This is a genomic window from Pseudomonas putida (genome assembly GCF_050990305.1).
GTDB classification, from domain to species: domain Bacteria; phylum Pseudomonadota; class Gammaproteobacteria; order Pseudomonadales; family Pseudomonadaceae; genus Aquipseudomonas; species Aquipseudomonas putida_AH.
This window is the reverse complement of record NZ_CP158817.1, coordinates 5,600,024-5,614,059: the sequence shown is the minus strand read 5'-3', so window position 1 is coordinate 5,614,059 and position 14,036 is coordinate 5,600,024. Positions and strand designations below refer to the sequence as shown.

At 57.7% G+C, this 14,036-nt stretch carries 14 protein-coding genes; 9 read left to right on the top strand and 5 right to left on the bottom strand.

Features of this window, described 5'->3' with window-relative positions:
* The first annotated feature begins 131 nt into the window (after positions 1-131).
* Positions 132-1,304 carry a pyridoxal phosphate-dependent aminotransferase gene (locus tag ABTV22_RS25480; protein ID WP_433737147.1) on the top strand — a complete coding sequence of 391 codons (1,173 nt, stop codon included), beginning with the start codon at positions 132-134 and terminating at the stop codon, positions 1,302-1,304.
* The gene (gene sfsA / locus ABTV22_RS25475) at positions 1,304-2,017 is read left to right on the top strand and encodes a DNA/RNA nuclease SfsA (protein WP_433737146.1); all 714 of its coding nucleotides are present in this window, start codon (positions 1,304-1,306) and stop codon (positions 2,015-2,017) included. Before ABTV22_RS25480 ends, sfsA begins: the two co-directional genes overlap by 1 nt.
* On the opposite strand, the gene ABTV22_RS25470 is transcribed toward sfsA, so the two are convergent.
* From ABTV22_RS25470 to ABTV22_RS25455, 4 genes are all read right to left on the bottom strand, one after another.
* The gene (locus tag ABTV22_RS25470; protein ID WP_433737145.1) at positions 2,014-2,331 is read right to left on the bottom strand and encodes a Rieske (2Fe-2S) protein; all 318 of its coding nucleotides are present in this window, start codon (positions 2,329-2,331) and stop codon (positions 2,014-2,016) included. The genes sfsA and ABTV22_RS25470 overlap by 4 nt on opposite strands.
* A gap of 468 nt (positions 2,332-2,799) precedes the next feature.
* Positions 2,800-3,072: a TfoX/Sxy family protein gene (locus ABTV22_RS25465; RefSeq protein ID WP_007971093.1), complete on the bottom strand. Its 273-nt coding sequence runs from the start codon at positions 3,070-3,072 to the stop codon at positions 2,800-2,802.
* A gap of 234 nt (positions 3,073-3,306) precedes the next feature.
* Positions 3,307-3,651 (bottom strand): pentapeptide repeat-containing protein, encoded by a 345-nt coding sequence (locus ABTV22_RS25460; RefSeq protein WP_433737144.1) that lies wholly within the window; start codon positions 3,649-3,651, stop codon positions 3,307-3,309.
* 91 nt (positions 3,652-3,742) lie between these two features.
* Positions 3,743-5,299 carry an AAA family ATPase gene (locus ABTV22_RS25455; RefSeq protein WP_433737143.1) on the bottom strand — a complete coding sequence of 519 codons (1,557 nt, stop codon included), beginning with the start codon at positions 5,297-5,299 and terminating at the stop codon, positions 3,743-3,745.
* Positions 5,300-5,416: 117 nt separating this feature from the next.
* Between ABTV22_RS25455 and mrcB the strand changes: the two genes are divergently transcribed.
* From mrcB to ABTV22_RS25440, 3 genes are read left to right on the top strand one after another with little or no spacing between them, the layout of a single operon-like run.
* Positions 5,417-7,741 (top strand): penicillin-binding protein 1B, encoded by a 2,325-nt coding sequence (mrcB, locus tag ABTV22_RS25450; protein ID WP_433737142.1) that lies wholly within the window; start codon positions 5,417-5,419, stop codon positions 7,739-7,741.
* 16 nt (positions 7,742-7,757) lie between these two features.
* Positions 7,758-8,492, top strand: coding sequence for a tetratricopeptide repeat protein (locus tag ABTV22_RS25445; RefSeq protein WP_433737141.1), 735 nt, complete (start codon positions 7,758-7,760; stop codon positions 8,490-8,492).
* On the top strand, positions 8,492-8,827 hold the full coding sequence (locus ABTV22_RS25440; protein WP_433737140.1) for a YqcC family protein: 336 nt from the start codon (positions 8,492-8,494) through the stop codon (positions 8,825-8,827). Before ABTV22_RS25445 ends, ABTV22_RS25440 begins: the two co-directional genes overlap by 1 nt.
* Before the next feature lie 99 nt (positions 8,828-8,926).
* On the opposite strand, the gene ABTV22_RS25435 is transcribed toward ABTV22_RS25440, so the two are convergent.
* The gene (locus ABTV22_RS25435) at positions 8,927-9,349 is read right to left on the bottom strand and encodes a DUF4124 domain-containing protein (protein WP_433737139.1); all 423 of its coding nucleotides are present in this window, start codon (positions 9,347-9,349) and stop codon (positions 8,927-8,929) included.
* Between the two features lie 400 nt (positions 9,350-9,749).
* On the opposite strand from ABTV22_RS25435, the gene ABTV22_RS25430 reads away from it, so the two are divergent.
* From ABTV22_RS25430 to pssA, 4 genes are all read left to right on the top strand, one after another.
* Complete coding sequence (locus tag ABTV22_RS25430; RefSeq protein ID WP_433737138.1) at positions 9,750-11,474, top strand: acetolactate synthase 3 large subunit; 1,725 nt, start codon at positions 9,750-9,752, stop codon at positions 11,472-11,474.
* A gap of 2 nt (positions 11,475-11,476) precedes the next feature.
* A complete protein-coding gene (ilvN, locus tag ABTV22_RS25425; RefSeq protein ID WP_003205610.1) occupies positions 11,477-11,968 on the top strand; it encodes an acetolactate synthase small subunit in 492 nt (163 codons plus the stop codon).
* A 48-nt stretch (positions 11,969-12,016) separates the two neighbouring features.
* Positions 12,017-13,033 (top strand): ketol-acid reductoisomerase, encoded by a 1,017-nt coding sequence (ilvC, locus tag ABTV22_RS25420; RefSeq protein WP_007959661.1) that lies wholly within the window; start codon positions 12,017-12,019, stop codon positions 13,031-13,033.
* 145 nt (positions 13,034-13,178) lie between these two features.
* Entirely contained in the window at positions 13,179-14,033 is an 855-nt protein-coding gene (gene pssA / locus ABTV22_RS25415) for a CDP-diacylglycerol--serine O-phosphatidyltransferase (RefSeq protein ID WP_433737137.1), read from the top strand.
* Positions 14,034-14,036 lie beyond the last annotated feature (3 nt).

The window sequence follows — 14,036 nt, the reverse complement described above, 5'->3', positions numbered from 1 at the left end:
GATTTTAGTCAAACCTGGAGCACTCGTTCGAGTCGTTTCAGGCTTGGGTTATACGGCTCTGACCGCTTTAGGTTCTCGCTCGTTCCTGTGCTTGGGTAGAATCGGTTCTTTTCTTCGTTGAAGGAAGGCTAATGGCTCAGTCCTATAGTGCCCGAAGTCGTGCGATCGAACCTTTCCATGTCATGGCGTTGCTGGCGCGGGCCAATGAGTTGCAGGCCGCAGGTCACGATGTGATCCACCTGGAAATCGGCGAGCCGGATTTCACCACGGCCGAGCCGATTATCCGCGCCGGCCAGGCCGCATTGGAGTCGGGGAGAACGCGCTACACCGCCGCGCGCGGCATTCCTGAGCTGCGGGAGGCCATTTCGGGCTTTTATCAGCAGCGTTACGGCTTGAATATCGATCCGCGACGCATCCTCATCACCCCGGGAGGTTCCGGCGCGCTGTTATTGGCCAGTGCCTTGCTGGTCGATCCGGGCAAGCATTGGCTGTTGGCGGATCCGGGCTACCCATGTAACCGGCATTTCCTGCGATTGGTGGAGGGCGCTGCGCAATTGGTGCCGGTTGGCCCGGACGTGCGGTATCAATTGACGCCGGACCTGATCGAGCGGCATTGGGACCATGACAGCGTGGGTGCACTGGTGGCATCCCCGGCGAATCCAACGGGAACGATCCTCACGCGTGACGAACTGGCTGGGCTGTCTACGGCTATCAAGCAGCGTCACGGCCATCTGGTGGTGGACGAGATCTACCATGGGCTGACCTACGGCACTGACGCGGCCAGCGTGCTCGAAGTCGATGACAGTGCCTTTGTGCTCAATAGTTTTTCGAAATATTTCGGAATGACCGGATGGCGTCTCGGGTGGCTGGTGGCGCCCGATGGGGCGGTGAGTGAGTTGGAGAAGCTCGCCCAGAACCTTTACATCAGCGCCCCGAGCATGGCGCAGCATGCTGCGTTGGCTTGCTTCGAACCGGCAACCATCAGCATTCTCGAGGAGCGTCGCGCCGAATTCGGTCGTCGTCGCGACTACCTTTTGCCGGCTTTGCGCGAATTGGGTTTCGGTATCGCCGTCGAGCCAGAAGGTGCGTTCTATTTGTACGCCGATATCAGCAAGTTCGGCGGTGATGCCTTCTCATTCTGTCGTCATTTTCTGGAGACTGAACACGTGGCTTTCACCCCCGGGCTCGATTTTGGGCGCTATCAGGCAGGGCACCACGTGCGCTTTGCCTACACGCAAAACCTGGAGCGATTGCAGGAAGCGGTGGAGCGTATCGGACGTGGCCTGCGGAGCTGGCAAGGCTGATGCGTTTTCATCCTCCTCTGGAAGAAGGTCGCCTGATTCGCCGTTACAAGCGTTTTCTTGCCGACATCGAAACTGTTGGCGGCGAGTTGCTGACCATTCACTGTCCGAACACGGGCTCGATGCTCAATTGTCAGGTCGAAGGCGGGCAGGTCTGGTTCAGCCGTTCCAACGACCCCAAGCGCAAGCTGCCTGGTACCTGGGAGATCGGCGAAACCCCTCATGGCCGGCTTTTTTGCGTGAACACGGGGCGGGCCAACGCCTTGATCGAGGAAGCCCTGCAGGCCGGCGTGATCACCGAGCTGAATGGCTTCACTGAGTTCAGGCGCGAAGTGGCTTACGGTCAGGAAAAGAGTCGGATCGATTTCCGTCTCGAGTACCCCGACGGGCCGGCTTATGTGGAGGTCAAAAGTGTCACGCTCGGTTTTGACGGTACCGCAGTGGCCGCGTTTCCCGACGCGGTGACCCAGCGTGGGGTCAAGCATTTGCGTGAGCTGGCCCATCTGGCTCGAGACGGGGTTCGTGCGGTGCAGTTGTACTGCGTGAACCTGACTGGAATCGACGCCGTGCGTCCGGCGGAAGAGATCGACACGGTCTATGCGCAGGCGCTGCGTGAGGCCGTGGCGTGCGGGGTTGAGGTGTTGGCCTATGGCGTGCGCCTGACCCATGAAGAGATGGTGGTGGATCGGCGGCTTGAGGTGTTGATCGGCGATTAAAGGTTGACCCAGATGCCCTGTGCATCCTCGCGACAATCGACGCGGGTCAGCGATTGTCCTGCGCAGGGGCCGGCGACACACTCGCCATCCTCGATCAAAAACAGGGCGCCATGGGTGGCGCACTGGATCAGGCTGTTGCTCGGGTCCAAAAACTGGTCGGGCGTCCATTCCAAGCCAACGCCGCGGTGCGGGCAGCGATTGATATAGACGTACACCTGACCGCCCCGGCGCACGGCAAACAACTTTCTCCCTTCGAGTTCGAACCCGCGACTACTGGCGTCGATCAGCTCAACGCCTTTACACAGAAACTTCATGCCTACCCTCAAATAGCACCGACGTGAGCGGAATTGCCCGAGCTTGATGTGCATATGCAAGCAAATATCAAACGGCTGATCCGCCCAGCAGGAGCAGTTGTCAGGTGTATAGGATACTTGGCCTGCTCACCTTATGCCCGGGAAACTCTAAAAGGATGCTGATTGTGCGCCTGAGCCCCCGCACGTTTTCGACAGGCAAAAAAAGACCCGGCAAGAGCCGGGTCAAATAACCGTGATTAGCCTGATGAGGAGATAATCTGAGAGTCCGAACCAAGGGCTATTCAGAATATCGACCAGTCTCGCGACCAGTTGTGATAATCATATCGATTCTCATTACCAAGTCAACAGCTCATTTTCCATTTGCTTGATTTGTGTCGCACGTGTCTTGCAAGTCCTTGTAAGGGTTAGGTATTGGTCTGTCGTTTTTAGTGCGCTGATTTGAGCGAATGACAGGCATTGCGCACCGACTCAATTCTTGTGACGGGAAGATATGGCTTCCAGTTGTTTGTTCAGGGCCTCTTTGCGCTCGGCGGGAATGTCGTTCCAGTGCACGTCCATCAGGGCGCCTTCGATTGCATACAACAACACCTTGGACGCCCGAAACCCCCGCGTGCGCACGGCCCGGTAAGCGTCCACCGCTCCCAGGCGACGCAAGTCCGAGGCGCTGTGGATGCCCACTGCATGCAGCCACTGCGCCGACGTCTTGCCAAGATTCTTAAGGTGTTGCAGTTCATCATTCATCAAGCCTCCTTGCGATGGCCGAATGGTGCGTGGGCAAGCTTCTGAGGAGTGTAGCCATCAGTAGGAAAAGCGTGATTGTTTGGTCGTTTTCGACGCAAATGCTTCTAAGCGGCAGGCGGTTGTTGAGGGGTGAAAATCCACGAAAGGCGCAGTGGAGCGGCTGGATTTTGGCGTGATCCAGGCCGAAGTCCAGTGCGAAGCGGGGGCACCGGACTTGTCAATTTACGCTGTTGCTCAGCGGGTGCGATAACGCAGCCGGGTGCCGAAGTTCATTGACATGAGTATTTCGTCAGCACTCAGTTCTGGCGGAAAGTACGCACCGGAAATCTGCGCATGGGCCAGGCTTGCGCCTTCAAGTATTGCTTGGCGAAAGTCGATGCCGCGCAGATCGGCGGAGCGGAAATAGGCGTCGGTGAAGTCGATGCCATCGGCGTTGAGTTCACGCAAGTCCAAGCCCCTGAAGTCTCCGCCGACCATGTCGATCGGACCCTCCTTCGGGCGTTCGTTGTTGAACCCTGTGATGTCGTCTTTGTGCAGCAAGGCATAAAGCGCGGAGTCGAGAAGCTTCGGCTGGCTCATATCACGTCACCTGTTGGTTTTATGATGCCAGTATAGTGCCACTATTTGGCAGCCGTGAAGCCGGCGATGGCTTCACGGCTGAAATAGTTTCTTACAGGCCTGGCAAGCGCTGGCGAATTTGCGCTACGACGGTGTCGAGCGTTCCGCTTTCATTGGTCTGTACGCGTTTGCTGCAGAGGATTTCTGCTGGCGTCAAGGCTTCACGGCTGGCTTGTTGAGCTTCGATGACGGCTAGCGTCGCGTCGGATGGGTCGGTTTTATCGGCCTGACGCAGGGCCAGCCAGCTCTCGATCACGGCTTGCGGCGCATTGCAGTCGAGGATCAGGAAGGGCGCACCGGTAGCCTCGGCAATTTTCGCTGCGCTCTCGCGCTGGGCCTGCTTGAGGTAGGTGGCATCGATCACTACCGGGAAGCCGGCGTGGAGGATAACGGCGGCAATTTCATGTAGGTGGTTATAGGTTGCGGTGCTGGCGTCGGCGCTATAAATGCCGGCTTGCAGGTCATTCGCGACAGTTTGCTCGCCGAACAGGCGTTTGCGTTCAACGTCGGAGCGCAGGCGGATCGCGCCGAGCGCTTCCACCAGGCGCATCGCAACGTGGCTTTTGCCGACAGCGGAAACGCCGTGAGTGATAGCCATGAAGCGCGAAGGGATAGTGCTGTAGCTTTCCGCCAGGTTGGCGTAGGTGCGGTACTGGCGCAGGGTGGTTGCGCGCTGAACTGCAGTGGCGTCGGCCGGCATGCTGAACAGGCTGACCTTGGCGCGAACCAATGCACGGTAGGCCTTATAGAAGTTGAGCAGTTCCAGACCCTGGTAATCACCGGTCAGCTCCAGGTACTGGCTGATAAAGCGGCGAGCCAGGCACTTGAGGCCGCGGTCTTCCAGGTCCATGGCCAGAAAGCCTGTGTCGGCATACACATCGGTAAAGCGGAAAGGTTCGTTGAATTCGATGCAGTCGAAAATCACGACCTTGCCGTCGATGACCGTGGCATTGCCCAAATGAATGTCGCCATGGCATTCGCGGATAAAACCGTCGGCCTTGCGCTGGGTGAGTATGGGTTTGAGGCGGTCAAAGCTGCTTTCGGCCCAGGCGAGCAGGGCGTCGAGTTGCTGCAGGTCGGCCTTGTCGCTCAGGAATGGACGGATTTGTTCGAAGTTCTGCCGCACCGGCGCCATGACGGCGTCAGGAGTGCCGGCTTCGTGTTCGGCCGGGACTTTGGGGGCGCTGAGGTGGAAGCGGGCGATTTGTGCCGCCATCGCGTCGATATGCGCGGTGGTCAGTTCGCCATTGGCCTGCAGGGTGCTGAGCAAGCCGTTTTGTGGGAATTGGCGCATTTTCAGCGCGTACTCAATAACAGGACCCTCGCCACCCAGTTGCGGGGCCTCGCTGCTGCCAGTGATCGGCAATACTTCCAGATACAAGTCGTCTGTCAGGCGCTGGTTCAGACGCAGCTCTTCACCGCAGAAATGCTTGCGAGCCTCGAGGCTGGTGAAGTCTAGGAAACCGAAGTTAACCGGCTTCTTCACTTTATAGGCGTAGGAGCCGGTGAGCAGTACCCAGGAAATATGGGTCTCGATGACCTGGAATCCGTCTACGGGATGCGGATAGAGGGCCGGGTTTTGCAGGGCGGCGATCAGGGACTGGCTCACGGGGGTGGTCCTTCAGAGTCTGGAAAAATTCAGGTCGTCATTATGGCGGCTAGCCAGCCTAACGCAAACGCGGAGGGCTCCTGTTGAGTATCCATAAAGTGCGTATAATCCGCCGCCATGACTCGTACTCAATCTCCCCGCACCCCTAAAAAACCACCTTCCCGAGGCCTGCGGCCTTGGCTGGGCTGGGCCCTTAAACTCAGTCTGGTCGGCCTTGTGGTGCTGGCCGGATTCGCGGTTTACCTCGACGCCATCGTGCAGGAGAAGTTCTCCGGCAAGCGCTGGACCATTCCGGCCAAGGTATACGCGCGCCCGCTTGAGCTGTTCGTCGGACAAAAGCTGAGCCGGGACGATTTTCTGACCGAGCTCGATGCCTTGGGCTATCGGCGCGAAAGCGTGAGTAACGGCCCGGGCGCGGCGGCGGTCAACGGTAATACGGTTGACTTGAATACCCGTGGCTTCCAGTTCTATGAGGGCATGGAGAGTGCTCAAGCGGTGCGTGTGCGTTTCTCCGGCGACTATGTCGCCGAGCTCTCGGCGACGAACGGCTCGAAGCTGTCCGTGGTACGCCTTGAACCGCTGTTGATCGGCGGGATATACCCGAAGAACCTCGAAGATCGCATTCTGATTAAAATCGATCAGGTCCCGCCGTATCTTCTGGAAACCCTGGTCGCCGTGGAGGACCGGGATTTCTATAGCCACTGGGGCGTGTCGCCCAAGTCGATTGCACGAGCCGTCTACGTCAATACCTCTGGCGGCAAGATGACTCAGGGCGGCAGTACGCTGACCCAGCAATTGGTCAAGAATTTCTACCTGACCAGCGAACGCAGCCTGAGCCGTAAGCTCACCGAAGCCATGATGGCGATGTTGCTTGAGTTGCATTACGACAAACGAGAAATTCTTGAGGCTTACCTCAATGAAGTGTTCGTCGGTCAGGATGGCCAGCGAGCTGTGCATGGTTTCGGCTTGGCCAGCCAGTTCTTCTTCGGGCAGCCATTGTCCGAGCTGAAGCTGCATCAAGTCGCGATGCTGGTGGGCATGGTCAAGGGCCCGTCTTACTACAACCCGCGTCGCAATCCTGAGCGGGCGCTTGAACGGCGCAATCTGGTGCTCGATGTGCTTGAGCAACAAGGCGTTGCCACTGCCGAACAGGTTGCTGCTGCGAAGAAAATGCCGTTGGGAGTGACAACGCGGGGCAAGTTGGCCGACAGCTCATTCCCTGGCTTCCTCGATCTGGTCAAGCGTCAACTGCGCGAAGACTATCGCGACGAAGACTTGACCGAAGAAGGCCTGCGAATCTTCACCAGCTTCGATCCGATCCTGCAGATGAAGGCTGAAGCGTCAGTCAATGACACCTTCAAGCGCCTGGCCGGGCGCAAGGGCTCCGATGATGTTGAAGCGGCGATGGTTGTGACCAATCCGGAAACCGGTGAGGTCCAGGCCATGATCGGCAGTCGCCAGGCCAGTTTTGCCGGCTTCAACCGTGCACTGGATGCGGTGCGTCCAATCGGCTCGTTGATCAAGCCCGCGGTGTACCTGACGGCGCTTGAGAAGCCGAGCCAGTACACCCTGACCAGTTGGCTGTCAGATGAATCATTCTCGGTCAAAGGCGCGGACGGTCAGGTCTGGAAACCGCAGAATTATGATCGTCGTTCCCATGGCACGGTCTTCCTTTATCAGGGGCTGGCGCATTCCTACAACTTGTCGACGGCGCGCCTCGGGCTGGCGGTAGGGGTGCCGAATGTCCTCAAAACCCTCGGGCGTCTGGGTGTGAGCCGCGAATTTCCGGCGTTCCCGTCGATGTTGCTGGGGGCGGGCGGTATGACTCCAATAGAAGTGGCAACCATGTACCAGACCCTTGCCAACGGTGGTTTCAATACGCCGATGCGCGGGATTCGAAGCGTACTGACGGCCGAGGGGGAGCCGCTCAAGCGCTATCCGTTCCAGATTCAGCAGCGTTTCGACCCGGCTTCGATCTATCTGATTCAAAGCGCCATGCAGCGGGTCATGCGTGAAGGCACCGGTAGTTCGGTTTACAACGTGCTGCCCAAGACCCTGACGTTGGCAGGCAAGACCGGTACCAGTAACGATTCGCGAGACAGTTGGTTCGCAGGTTTCAGTCAGGATCTGCTGGCGGTGGTCTGGTTGGGTCGCGACGACAACGGTAAGACGCCATTCACTGGTGCTACGGGTGCGTTGCAAGTCTGGACCAGCTTCATGCGCAAGGCCGACCCGTTGCCGCTGGACATGCCGCAGCCGGATAATATTGTTCAGGCCTGGGTGGACTCCCGGACCGGACAAGGCTCTGATGCCAACTGCCCCGGCGCGGTACAGATGCCGTATATTCGCGGCAGTGAACCACCTCCCGGAGCCGCTTGCGGTGGCGAAAGTCCTATCAACGGTGAAACGGTGATGGATTGGGTCAAGGGCTGGATGAATTAAGCAAAGAGGGCTTCAAGTGAACAAGTGGTTGATTCCAGCGGTTGCCGCCGTGGCTTTGCTCAGCGGCTGCTCCACCGTACAGCGTGGCTCGATTCCGGTTGAGGATGCCGGCACCACTGTCTCCAACAGTGAGCGGATCTCGGCAAATGGCGGTTTCCGTCAAACGACGGTGAAACGTCCGGTGCAAGCCAAGGTGCAGGAAATTCCGCAAGGCGATACCGGTGTGGTGGTGATGGTGCCAGGCGGTGGTGCGACGACTTCGACGCCGATCAGCACTACGCCTATCACCCCGGGCCCGATTACGCCGGGGCCGATCGATACCTCGCCGGTTCAGTCCGCACCGATCAATCAAGGCAGCTACAGCCTGCCGCCGACGCCGAGCGGGATTCCGTCAGCCAGCGCCGGTGGCCTGTCTGCCGATGAGCAACTGGATGGTCCGGTATTGGCCCTGTTGACCACGGCTCAACAGCAGCAATCCAGCGGCGATCTCAATGGTGCGTCTTCAAGTCTCGAACGCGCCCAGCGTGTTGCTCCGCGCGAGCCGCAAGTGCTTTATCGACTGGCGCAAGTGCGCATGGCTCAGGGCGATGCCGCTCAGGCTGAGCAATTCGCCCGTCGCGGTCTGACTCTCGCCAATGGTCGTCCTGCACTTCAGGCCAGCCTGTGGGAATTGATCGCTCAGGCGCGTGAGAAGCAGGGTGACTCATCTGGCGCGGCACTGGCACGTCAGAAGGCTAAGGTTACGTCGTGATGGATATGCGCTTTCCGAAGATTGCCGATCAGTTGCTGTTGATCGAGCGTGAGCTGCGGCTGCAAGGTTGGTGGGACGAGGCCTCGCCCTCCGCTGAGGCGCTATCCAGCGTAGAACCCTTTTCGGTCGATACACTGGATTTCGAACAGTGGTTGCAATGGATCTTTCTGCCGCGGATGAAAGCGATCCTCGAGCAAAATCTGCCCTTGCCAAACGCTTCAGGGATTCAGGAAATGGCCGAAATGGTCTTCGCCTCTCGTAATGTTCAGGGCAAGGATCGACAGCTGCAGGTGCTGCTTAAAGAGTTCGATCAGCTGATCGCTGCGGCCCGCTGATCCCCTCCCTTCTGTAGGAGCAGAGCTTGCTCGCGATAGCGGTCCTCCATTCAGCAAATGTGTTGAATGTCAGGTCGTCATCGCGAGCAAGCTTTGCTCCTACATGCAGTTGTCCGCGATCTGTTTCTGCGTTTCGCCTATGCGCTCTTGGCGCTGAGTGTCGTCCAGGCGACGCAACTCTCCCTCCACTTCCTCTCTGAGCCGCGGATTGTTCTGCAACTGCGCGAGATTCGTTCGTGCCTGTTCACAAAACACTTTCAGTTCTGCCTGTTGCTCGGCGACCTGCTTTTTGACGTTTCTGTCGATGGCCTGTTGATCGCCTATCGTGCTGCTTTTTGTCGATGTGGCAGGTTTGACGATGGCCGGGGAGGGCGTCACGACAACGGCGGCTGGCTGGCCCGAGGGCGGTTGCGCATCGAAATGGGTGACGCCTTGGGCATCGACCCACTTATAAATCTGGGCGGCCATGCTCAAAGGGCTGAGGCTGATCAGCAGGCAGGTGCTCAGGAAAAACGATCGCATGTCATTTCCTTGTCTCAGGTTGCGCAATTGAAGCTAACACACTTGAGGTTTCACGGTTTTTTCTTGCTTTCTCATGTGCTTAGTTCAATTAAGCACATAGACGACTTGACTTGCAGGGGACGAAACAGAAGAATCCAAAGTCCGCTGTAGAGGGACTGCCAGAAGCAGACCCACTCAGCAGATCATGAGGCGCATATCCGCGTCGACCTGTTACACCCGCAACGCGTTACCTCGCGCTGGGTGGGAAAGGCCCGCAACACTTGGGACGATCCCAATACTTGCTCAGTCAGTGCTGACGTAGTCGGCGACCACCGTCGCTCATGCTCTGCTGAGAAGTAAACCTATTAAGACCCGTCCCATCTTTCGTGGGCGGTATTCTGGCGTTTTAGAGGTGAGCAACGTGGAGCTTTTATCTGGCGGTGAGATGCTCGTCCGCTTTTTGCGCGACGAAGGCGTCAAATATATCTACGGGTACCCGGGTGGTGCTCTTCTTCATGTTTACGATGCCCTGTTCAAAGAACCGGAAGTGACCCATATCCTGGTTCGTCACGAGCAGGCTGCTACCCATATGGCTGACGGTTATGCCCGTGCCACCGGCAAAGCTGGTGTGGTACTGGTGACGTCCGGTCCGGGCGCAACCAACGCCATCACCGGTATCGCCACAGCCTACATGGACTCCATTCCGATGGTGATCATTTCCGGCCAGGTGCCAAGCACCATGGTTGGTACCGACGCTTTCCAGGAAACCGACATGATCGGTATTTCCCGGCCGATCGTGAAACACAGCTTCATGATCAAGCACGCGTCCGAAATCCCGGAAGTCATGAAAAAAGCGTTCTACCTGGCGCAATCCGGTCGTCCTGGTCCAGTCGTTGTCGATATCCCGAAAGACATGACCAACCCGGCCGAGAAGTTCGAATACGTCTTCCCGAAAAAAGCCAAGCTGCGCTCCTATAGCCCTGCTGTTCGTGGTCACTCCGGACAAATTCGCAAAGCGGCAGAAATGCTTCTGGCGGCCAAGCGTCCTGTGCTGTATTCGGGCGGCGGTGTGATCCTCGGTGGTGGTTCCGCGCCGCTGACCGAACTGGCCAAGATGCTCAACTTGCCAGTGACCAATACCCTGATGGGCCTGGGTGCCTACCCGGGCACCGACCGTCAGTTCATCGGCATGCTCGGCATGCACGGCAGCTACACCGCCAACCTGGCGATGCACCATGCTGACGTGATCCTGGCCGTTGGTGCGCGCTTCGATGACCGTGTTATCAATGGCGCATCCAAGTTTTGCCCGAACGCCAAGATCATTCACATCGACATCGACCCGGCTTCGATTTCCAAGACCATCAAGGCCGACGTGCCTATCGTGGGTCCGGTCGAGAGCGTCCTGACCGAAATGGTCGCGATCCTCAAGGAAATCGGCGAGACCCCCAACAAGGAGTCCGTGGCCAGTTGGTGGAAACAGATCGACGAGTGGCGCGGTGATCGCGGCCTGTTCCCTTACGAAAAGGGCGACGGCAGCAAGATCAAGCCGCAAACCGTGATCGAAACCCTGTGCGAAGTGACCAAGGGCGACGCCTTTGTGACCTCCGACGTAGGTCAACATCAGATGTTTGCTGCGCAGTACTACAAGTTCAACAAGCCGAACCGCTGGATCAACTCCGGTGGCCTGGGCACCATGGGCTTCGGTCTTCCGGCAGCCATGGGTATCTCGTTGAGCTTTCCGGATGCGGACGTCGCCTGCGTAACGGGCGAGGGCAGCATCCAGATGAACATTCAGGAGTTGTCCACCTGCCTGCAATACGGTTTGCCGGTCAAGATCGTCATCCTGAACAACGGTGTACTGGGCATGGTTCGCCAATGGCAAGACATGAGCTATGGCAGCCGTCACTCGCACTCCTACATGGAGTCCTTGCCTGATTTCGTCAAGCTGGCAGAAGCCTACGGTCACGTCGGCGTGCGCATCACTGAATCGAAAGATTTGAAGTCGAAGATGGAAGAGGCGTTCGCCATGAAAGATCGCCTGGTGGTCATCGATATTTCGGTCGACACCAGCGAGCACGTCTATCCGATGCAGATCAAAGACGGCTCCATGCGCGATATGTGGCTGAGCAAGACGGAGCGTACCTAATCATGCGGCACATTATTTCCTTGCTTCTGGAAAACGAACCCGGTGCTTTGTCTCGCGTAGTCGGCCTGTTCTCGCAGCGCAACTACAACATTGAAAGCCTGACCGTGGCACCTACCGAAGACCCGACATTGTCGCGTCTGACGCTGACCACTGTGGGCCACGATGAGATCATCGAGCAGATCACCAAGAACCTGAACAAATTGATCGAAGTGGTCAAATTGGTCGACTTGTCGGAAAGTGCTCATATCGAGCGCGAACTGATGCTGGTCAAGGTCAAGGCTACCGGTGCCCAGCGCGCCGAGATCAAACGCACTACCGATATTTACCGTGGGCAGATTGTTGATGTCAGCGCCAGCGTTTATACCGTTCAACTGACCGGTACCAGCGACAAGCTCGACAGCTTCATCCAGTCCATCGGCACCGCTTCGATTCTGGAGACCGTCCGCAGTGGCGTCACCGGGATTGCCCGCGGCGACAAAGTACTCAGCATCTAAACCAAATTAGCGAATGGCCTGAACGGCCTGGATATATAGGGGAAATTCATGAAAGTTTTCTACGATAAAGACTGCGACCTGTCGATCATCCAGGGCAAGAAAGTTGCCATCATTGGTTACGGCTCCCAGGGCCACGCTCAAGCGTGCAACCTGAAAGACTCCGGCGTTGACGTTACCGTTGGTCTGCGTAAAGGTTCGGCTACCGTTGCCAAGGCTGAAGCCCACGGCCTGAAAGTGACCGACGTGGCTGCCGCCGTTGCTGGTGCCGACCTGGTCATGATCCTGACTCCGGACGAATTCCAGTCCCAGCTGTACAAGAACGAAATCGAGCCGAACATCAAGAAAGGCGCCACCCTGGCCTTCTCCCACGGCTTCGCGATCCACTACAACCAGGTTGTACCGCGCGCCGACCTCGACGTGATCATGATCGCGCCGAAGGCTCCAGGCCACACCGTGCGTTCCGAATTCGTGAAAGGCGGCGGTATCCCTGACCTGATCGCGATCTACCAGGACGCTTCCGGCAACGCCAAAAACGTTGCGCTGTCCTACGCTGCAGGCGTGGGTGGCGGTCGTACCGGCATCATCGAAACCACCTTCAAGGACGAGACTGAAACCGACCTGTTCGGCGAACAAGCCGTTCTGTGCGGCGGTACCGTTGAGCTGGTGAAAGCCGGTTTCGAAACCCTGGTTGAAGCTGGCTACGCGCCGGAAATGGCCTACTTCGAGTGCTTGCACGAATTGAAGCTGATCGTTGACCTCATGTACGAAGGCGGCATCGCCAACATGAACTACTCGATCTCCAACAACGCCGAGTACGGCGAGTACGTGACCGGTCCGGAAGTGATCAACGCCGAATCCCGTCAGGCCATGCGCAACGCCCTGAAACGTATTCAGGACGGCGAGTACGCCAAGATGTTCATCAGCGAAGGCGCTACCGGCTATCCTTCGATGACCGCCAAGCGTCGTAACAACGCCGCTCACGGTATCGAAATCATCGGCGAGCAACTGCGCTCCATGATGCCGTGGATCGGTGCCAACAAGATCGTCGACAAAGCCAAAAACTAAGTCTGACACTTGTACGAAAAACGCGGCCCAGGCCGCGTTTTTTCGTTTGGCCGACCGGTTCTGGTATAAAGCTGCATCGTTTGCGATGCGAACCGGTGTCGCAGACATCTGTCGAAACTTTCCACCCCGTTGCAAGGTATTGTCCATGAGCGAACGTCCCGAAGAGCCAAACCAGGCTTCTGACGCCGAAAGCCTGCTGCCCATTGATGAACATGTCGAAGAAGGGCATGACGCAGAAGGCCGTAAAGTCCGGCATCGTGGCATCTATCTTCTGCCGAATCTGTTTACCACTGCGAATCTGTTCGCAGGGTTCTACTCCATCATCAACTCCATGAGCGCCCAGAGTGCCTTGAGTGCCGGTGATTCTGTGGGGGCGAGCAAGTATTTTGCTTTCGCCGCCATCGCCATTTTTGTCGCCATGGTGCTCGACGGCCTCGACGGTCGCGTTGCTCGCATGACCAATACCCAGAGCGCCTTCGGTGCCGAGTACGACTCGCTATCGGATATGGTCGCTTTCGGTGTCGCGCCGGCATTGCTGGCCTTTGGCTGGGCCTTGGGTGACATGGGCAAGGTCGGCTGGATGGTGGCCTTCATCTATGTTGCGGGCGCGGCGTTGCGTCTTGCGCGCTTCAATACCCAGGTTGGCACTGCCGACAAGCGCTACTTCATTGGCCTGGCCAGCCCGGCTGCCGCCGGAGTGGTGGCGGGAATTGTCTGGGCGTTCAGCGACTACGGCATTCAGGGTTCCAAGATGTCATTCCTGGTGGCGTTGATGGTTGCAGCTGCGGGTATGCTCATGGTCAGTAACATCAAGTACAACAGCTTCAAGGAATTGGACCTGAAAGGGCGTGTGCCATTCGTGGCAATCCTCGCTGTGGTGCTGGTGTTCGCGGTCGTGTTCAGTGATCCACCGCGCATTCTGTTGCTGGTTTTCCTTGCTTACGCAGCATCCGGTCCGGTGCAATATCTGTTACGTCTTCGTCGGAACAAAAACGCGTAATTT

Bases quoted from the DNA above. Each gene is read 5' to 3' on its own strand.
- ABTV22_RS25465 (WP_007971093.1), bottom strand. From the start codon at position 3,072: ATGAATGATGAACTGCAACACCTTAAGAATCTTGGCAAGACGTCGGCG.
- ABTV22_RS25470 (WP_433737145.1), bottom strand. From the start codon at position 2,331: ATGAAGTTTCTGTGTAAAGGCGTTGAGCTGATCGACGCCAGTAGTCGC.
- pssA (WP_433737137.1), top strand. From the start codon at position 13,179: ATGAGCGAACGTCCCGAAGAGCCAAACCAGGCTTCTGACGCCGAAAGC.
- ilvC (WP_007959661.1), top strand. From the start codon at position 12,017: ATGAAAGTTTTCTACGATAAAGACTGCGACCTGTCGATCATCCAGGGC.
- mrcB (WP_433737142.1), top strand. From the start codon at position 5,417: ATGACTCGTACTCAATCTCCCCGCACCCCTAAAAAACCACCTTCCCGA.
- ABTV22_RS25440 (WP_433737140.1), top strand. From the start codon at position 8,492: ATGGATATGCGCTTTCCGAAGATTGCCGATCAGTTGCTGTTGATCGAG.
- ABTV22_RS25480 (WP_433737147.1), top strand. From the start codon at position 132: ATGGCTCAGTCCTATAGTGCCCGAAGTCGTGCGATCGAACCTTTCCAT.
- ABTV22_RS25435 (WP_433737139.1), bottom strand. From the start codon at position 9,349: ATGCGATCGTTTTTCCTGAGCACCTGCCTGCTGATCAGCCTCAGCCCT.
- ABTV22_RS25460 (WP_433737144.1), bottom strand. From the start codon at position 3,651: ATGAGCCAGCCGAAGCTTCTCGACTCCGCGCTTTATGCCTTGCTGCAC.
- sfsA (WP_433737146.1), top strand. From the start codon at position 1,304: ATGCGTTTTCATCCTCCTCTGGAAGAAGGTCGCCTGATTCGCCGTTAC.
- ilvN (WP_003205610.1), top strand. From the start codon at position 11,477: ATGCGGCACATTATTTCCTTGCTTCTGGAAAACGAACCCGGTGCTTTG.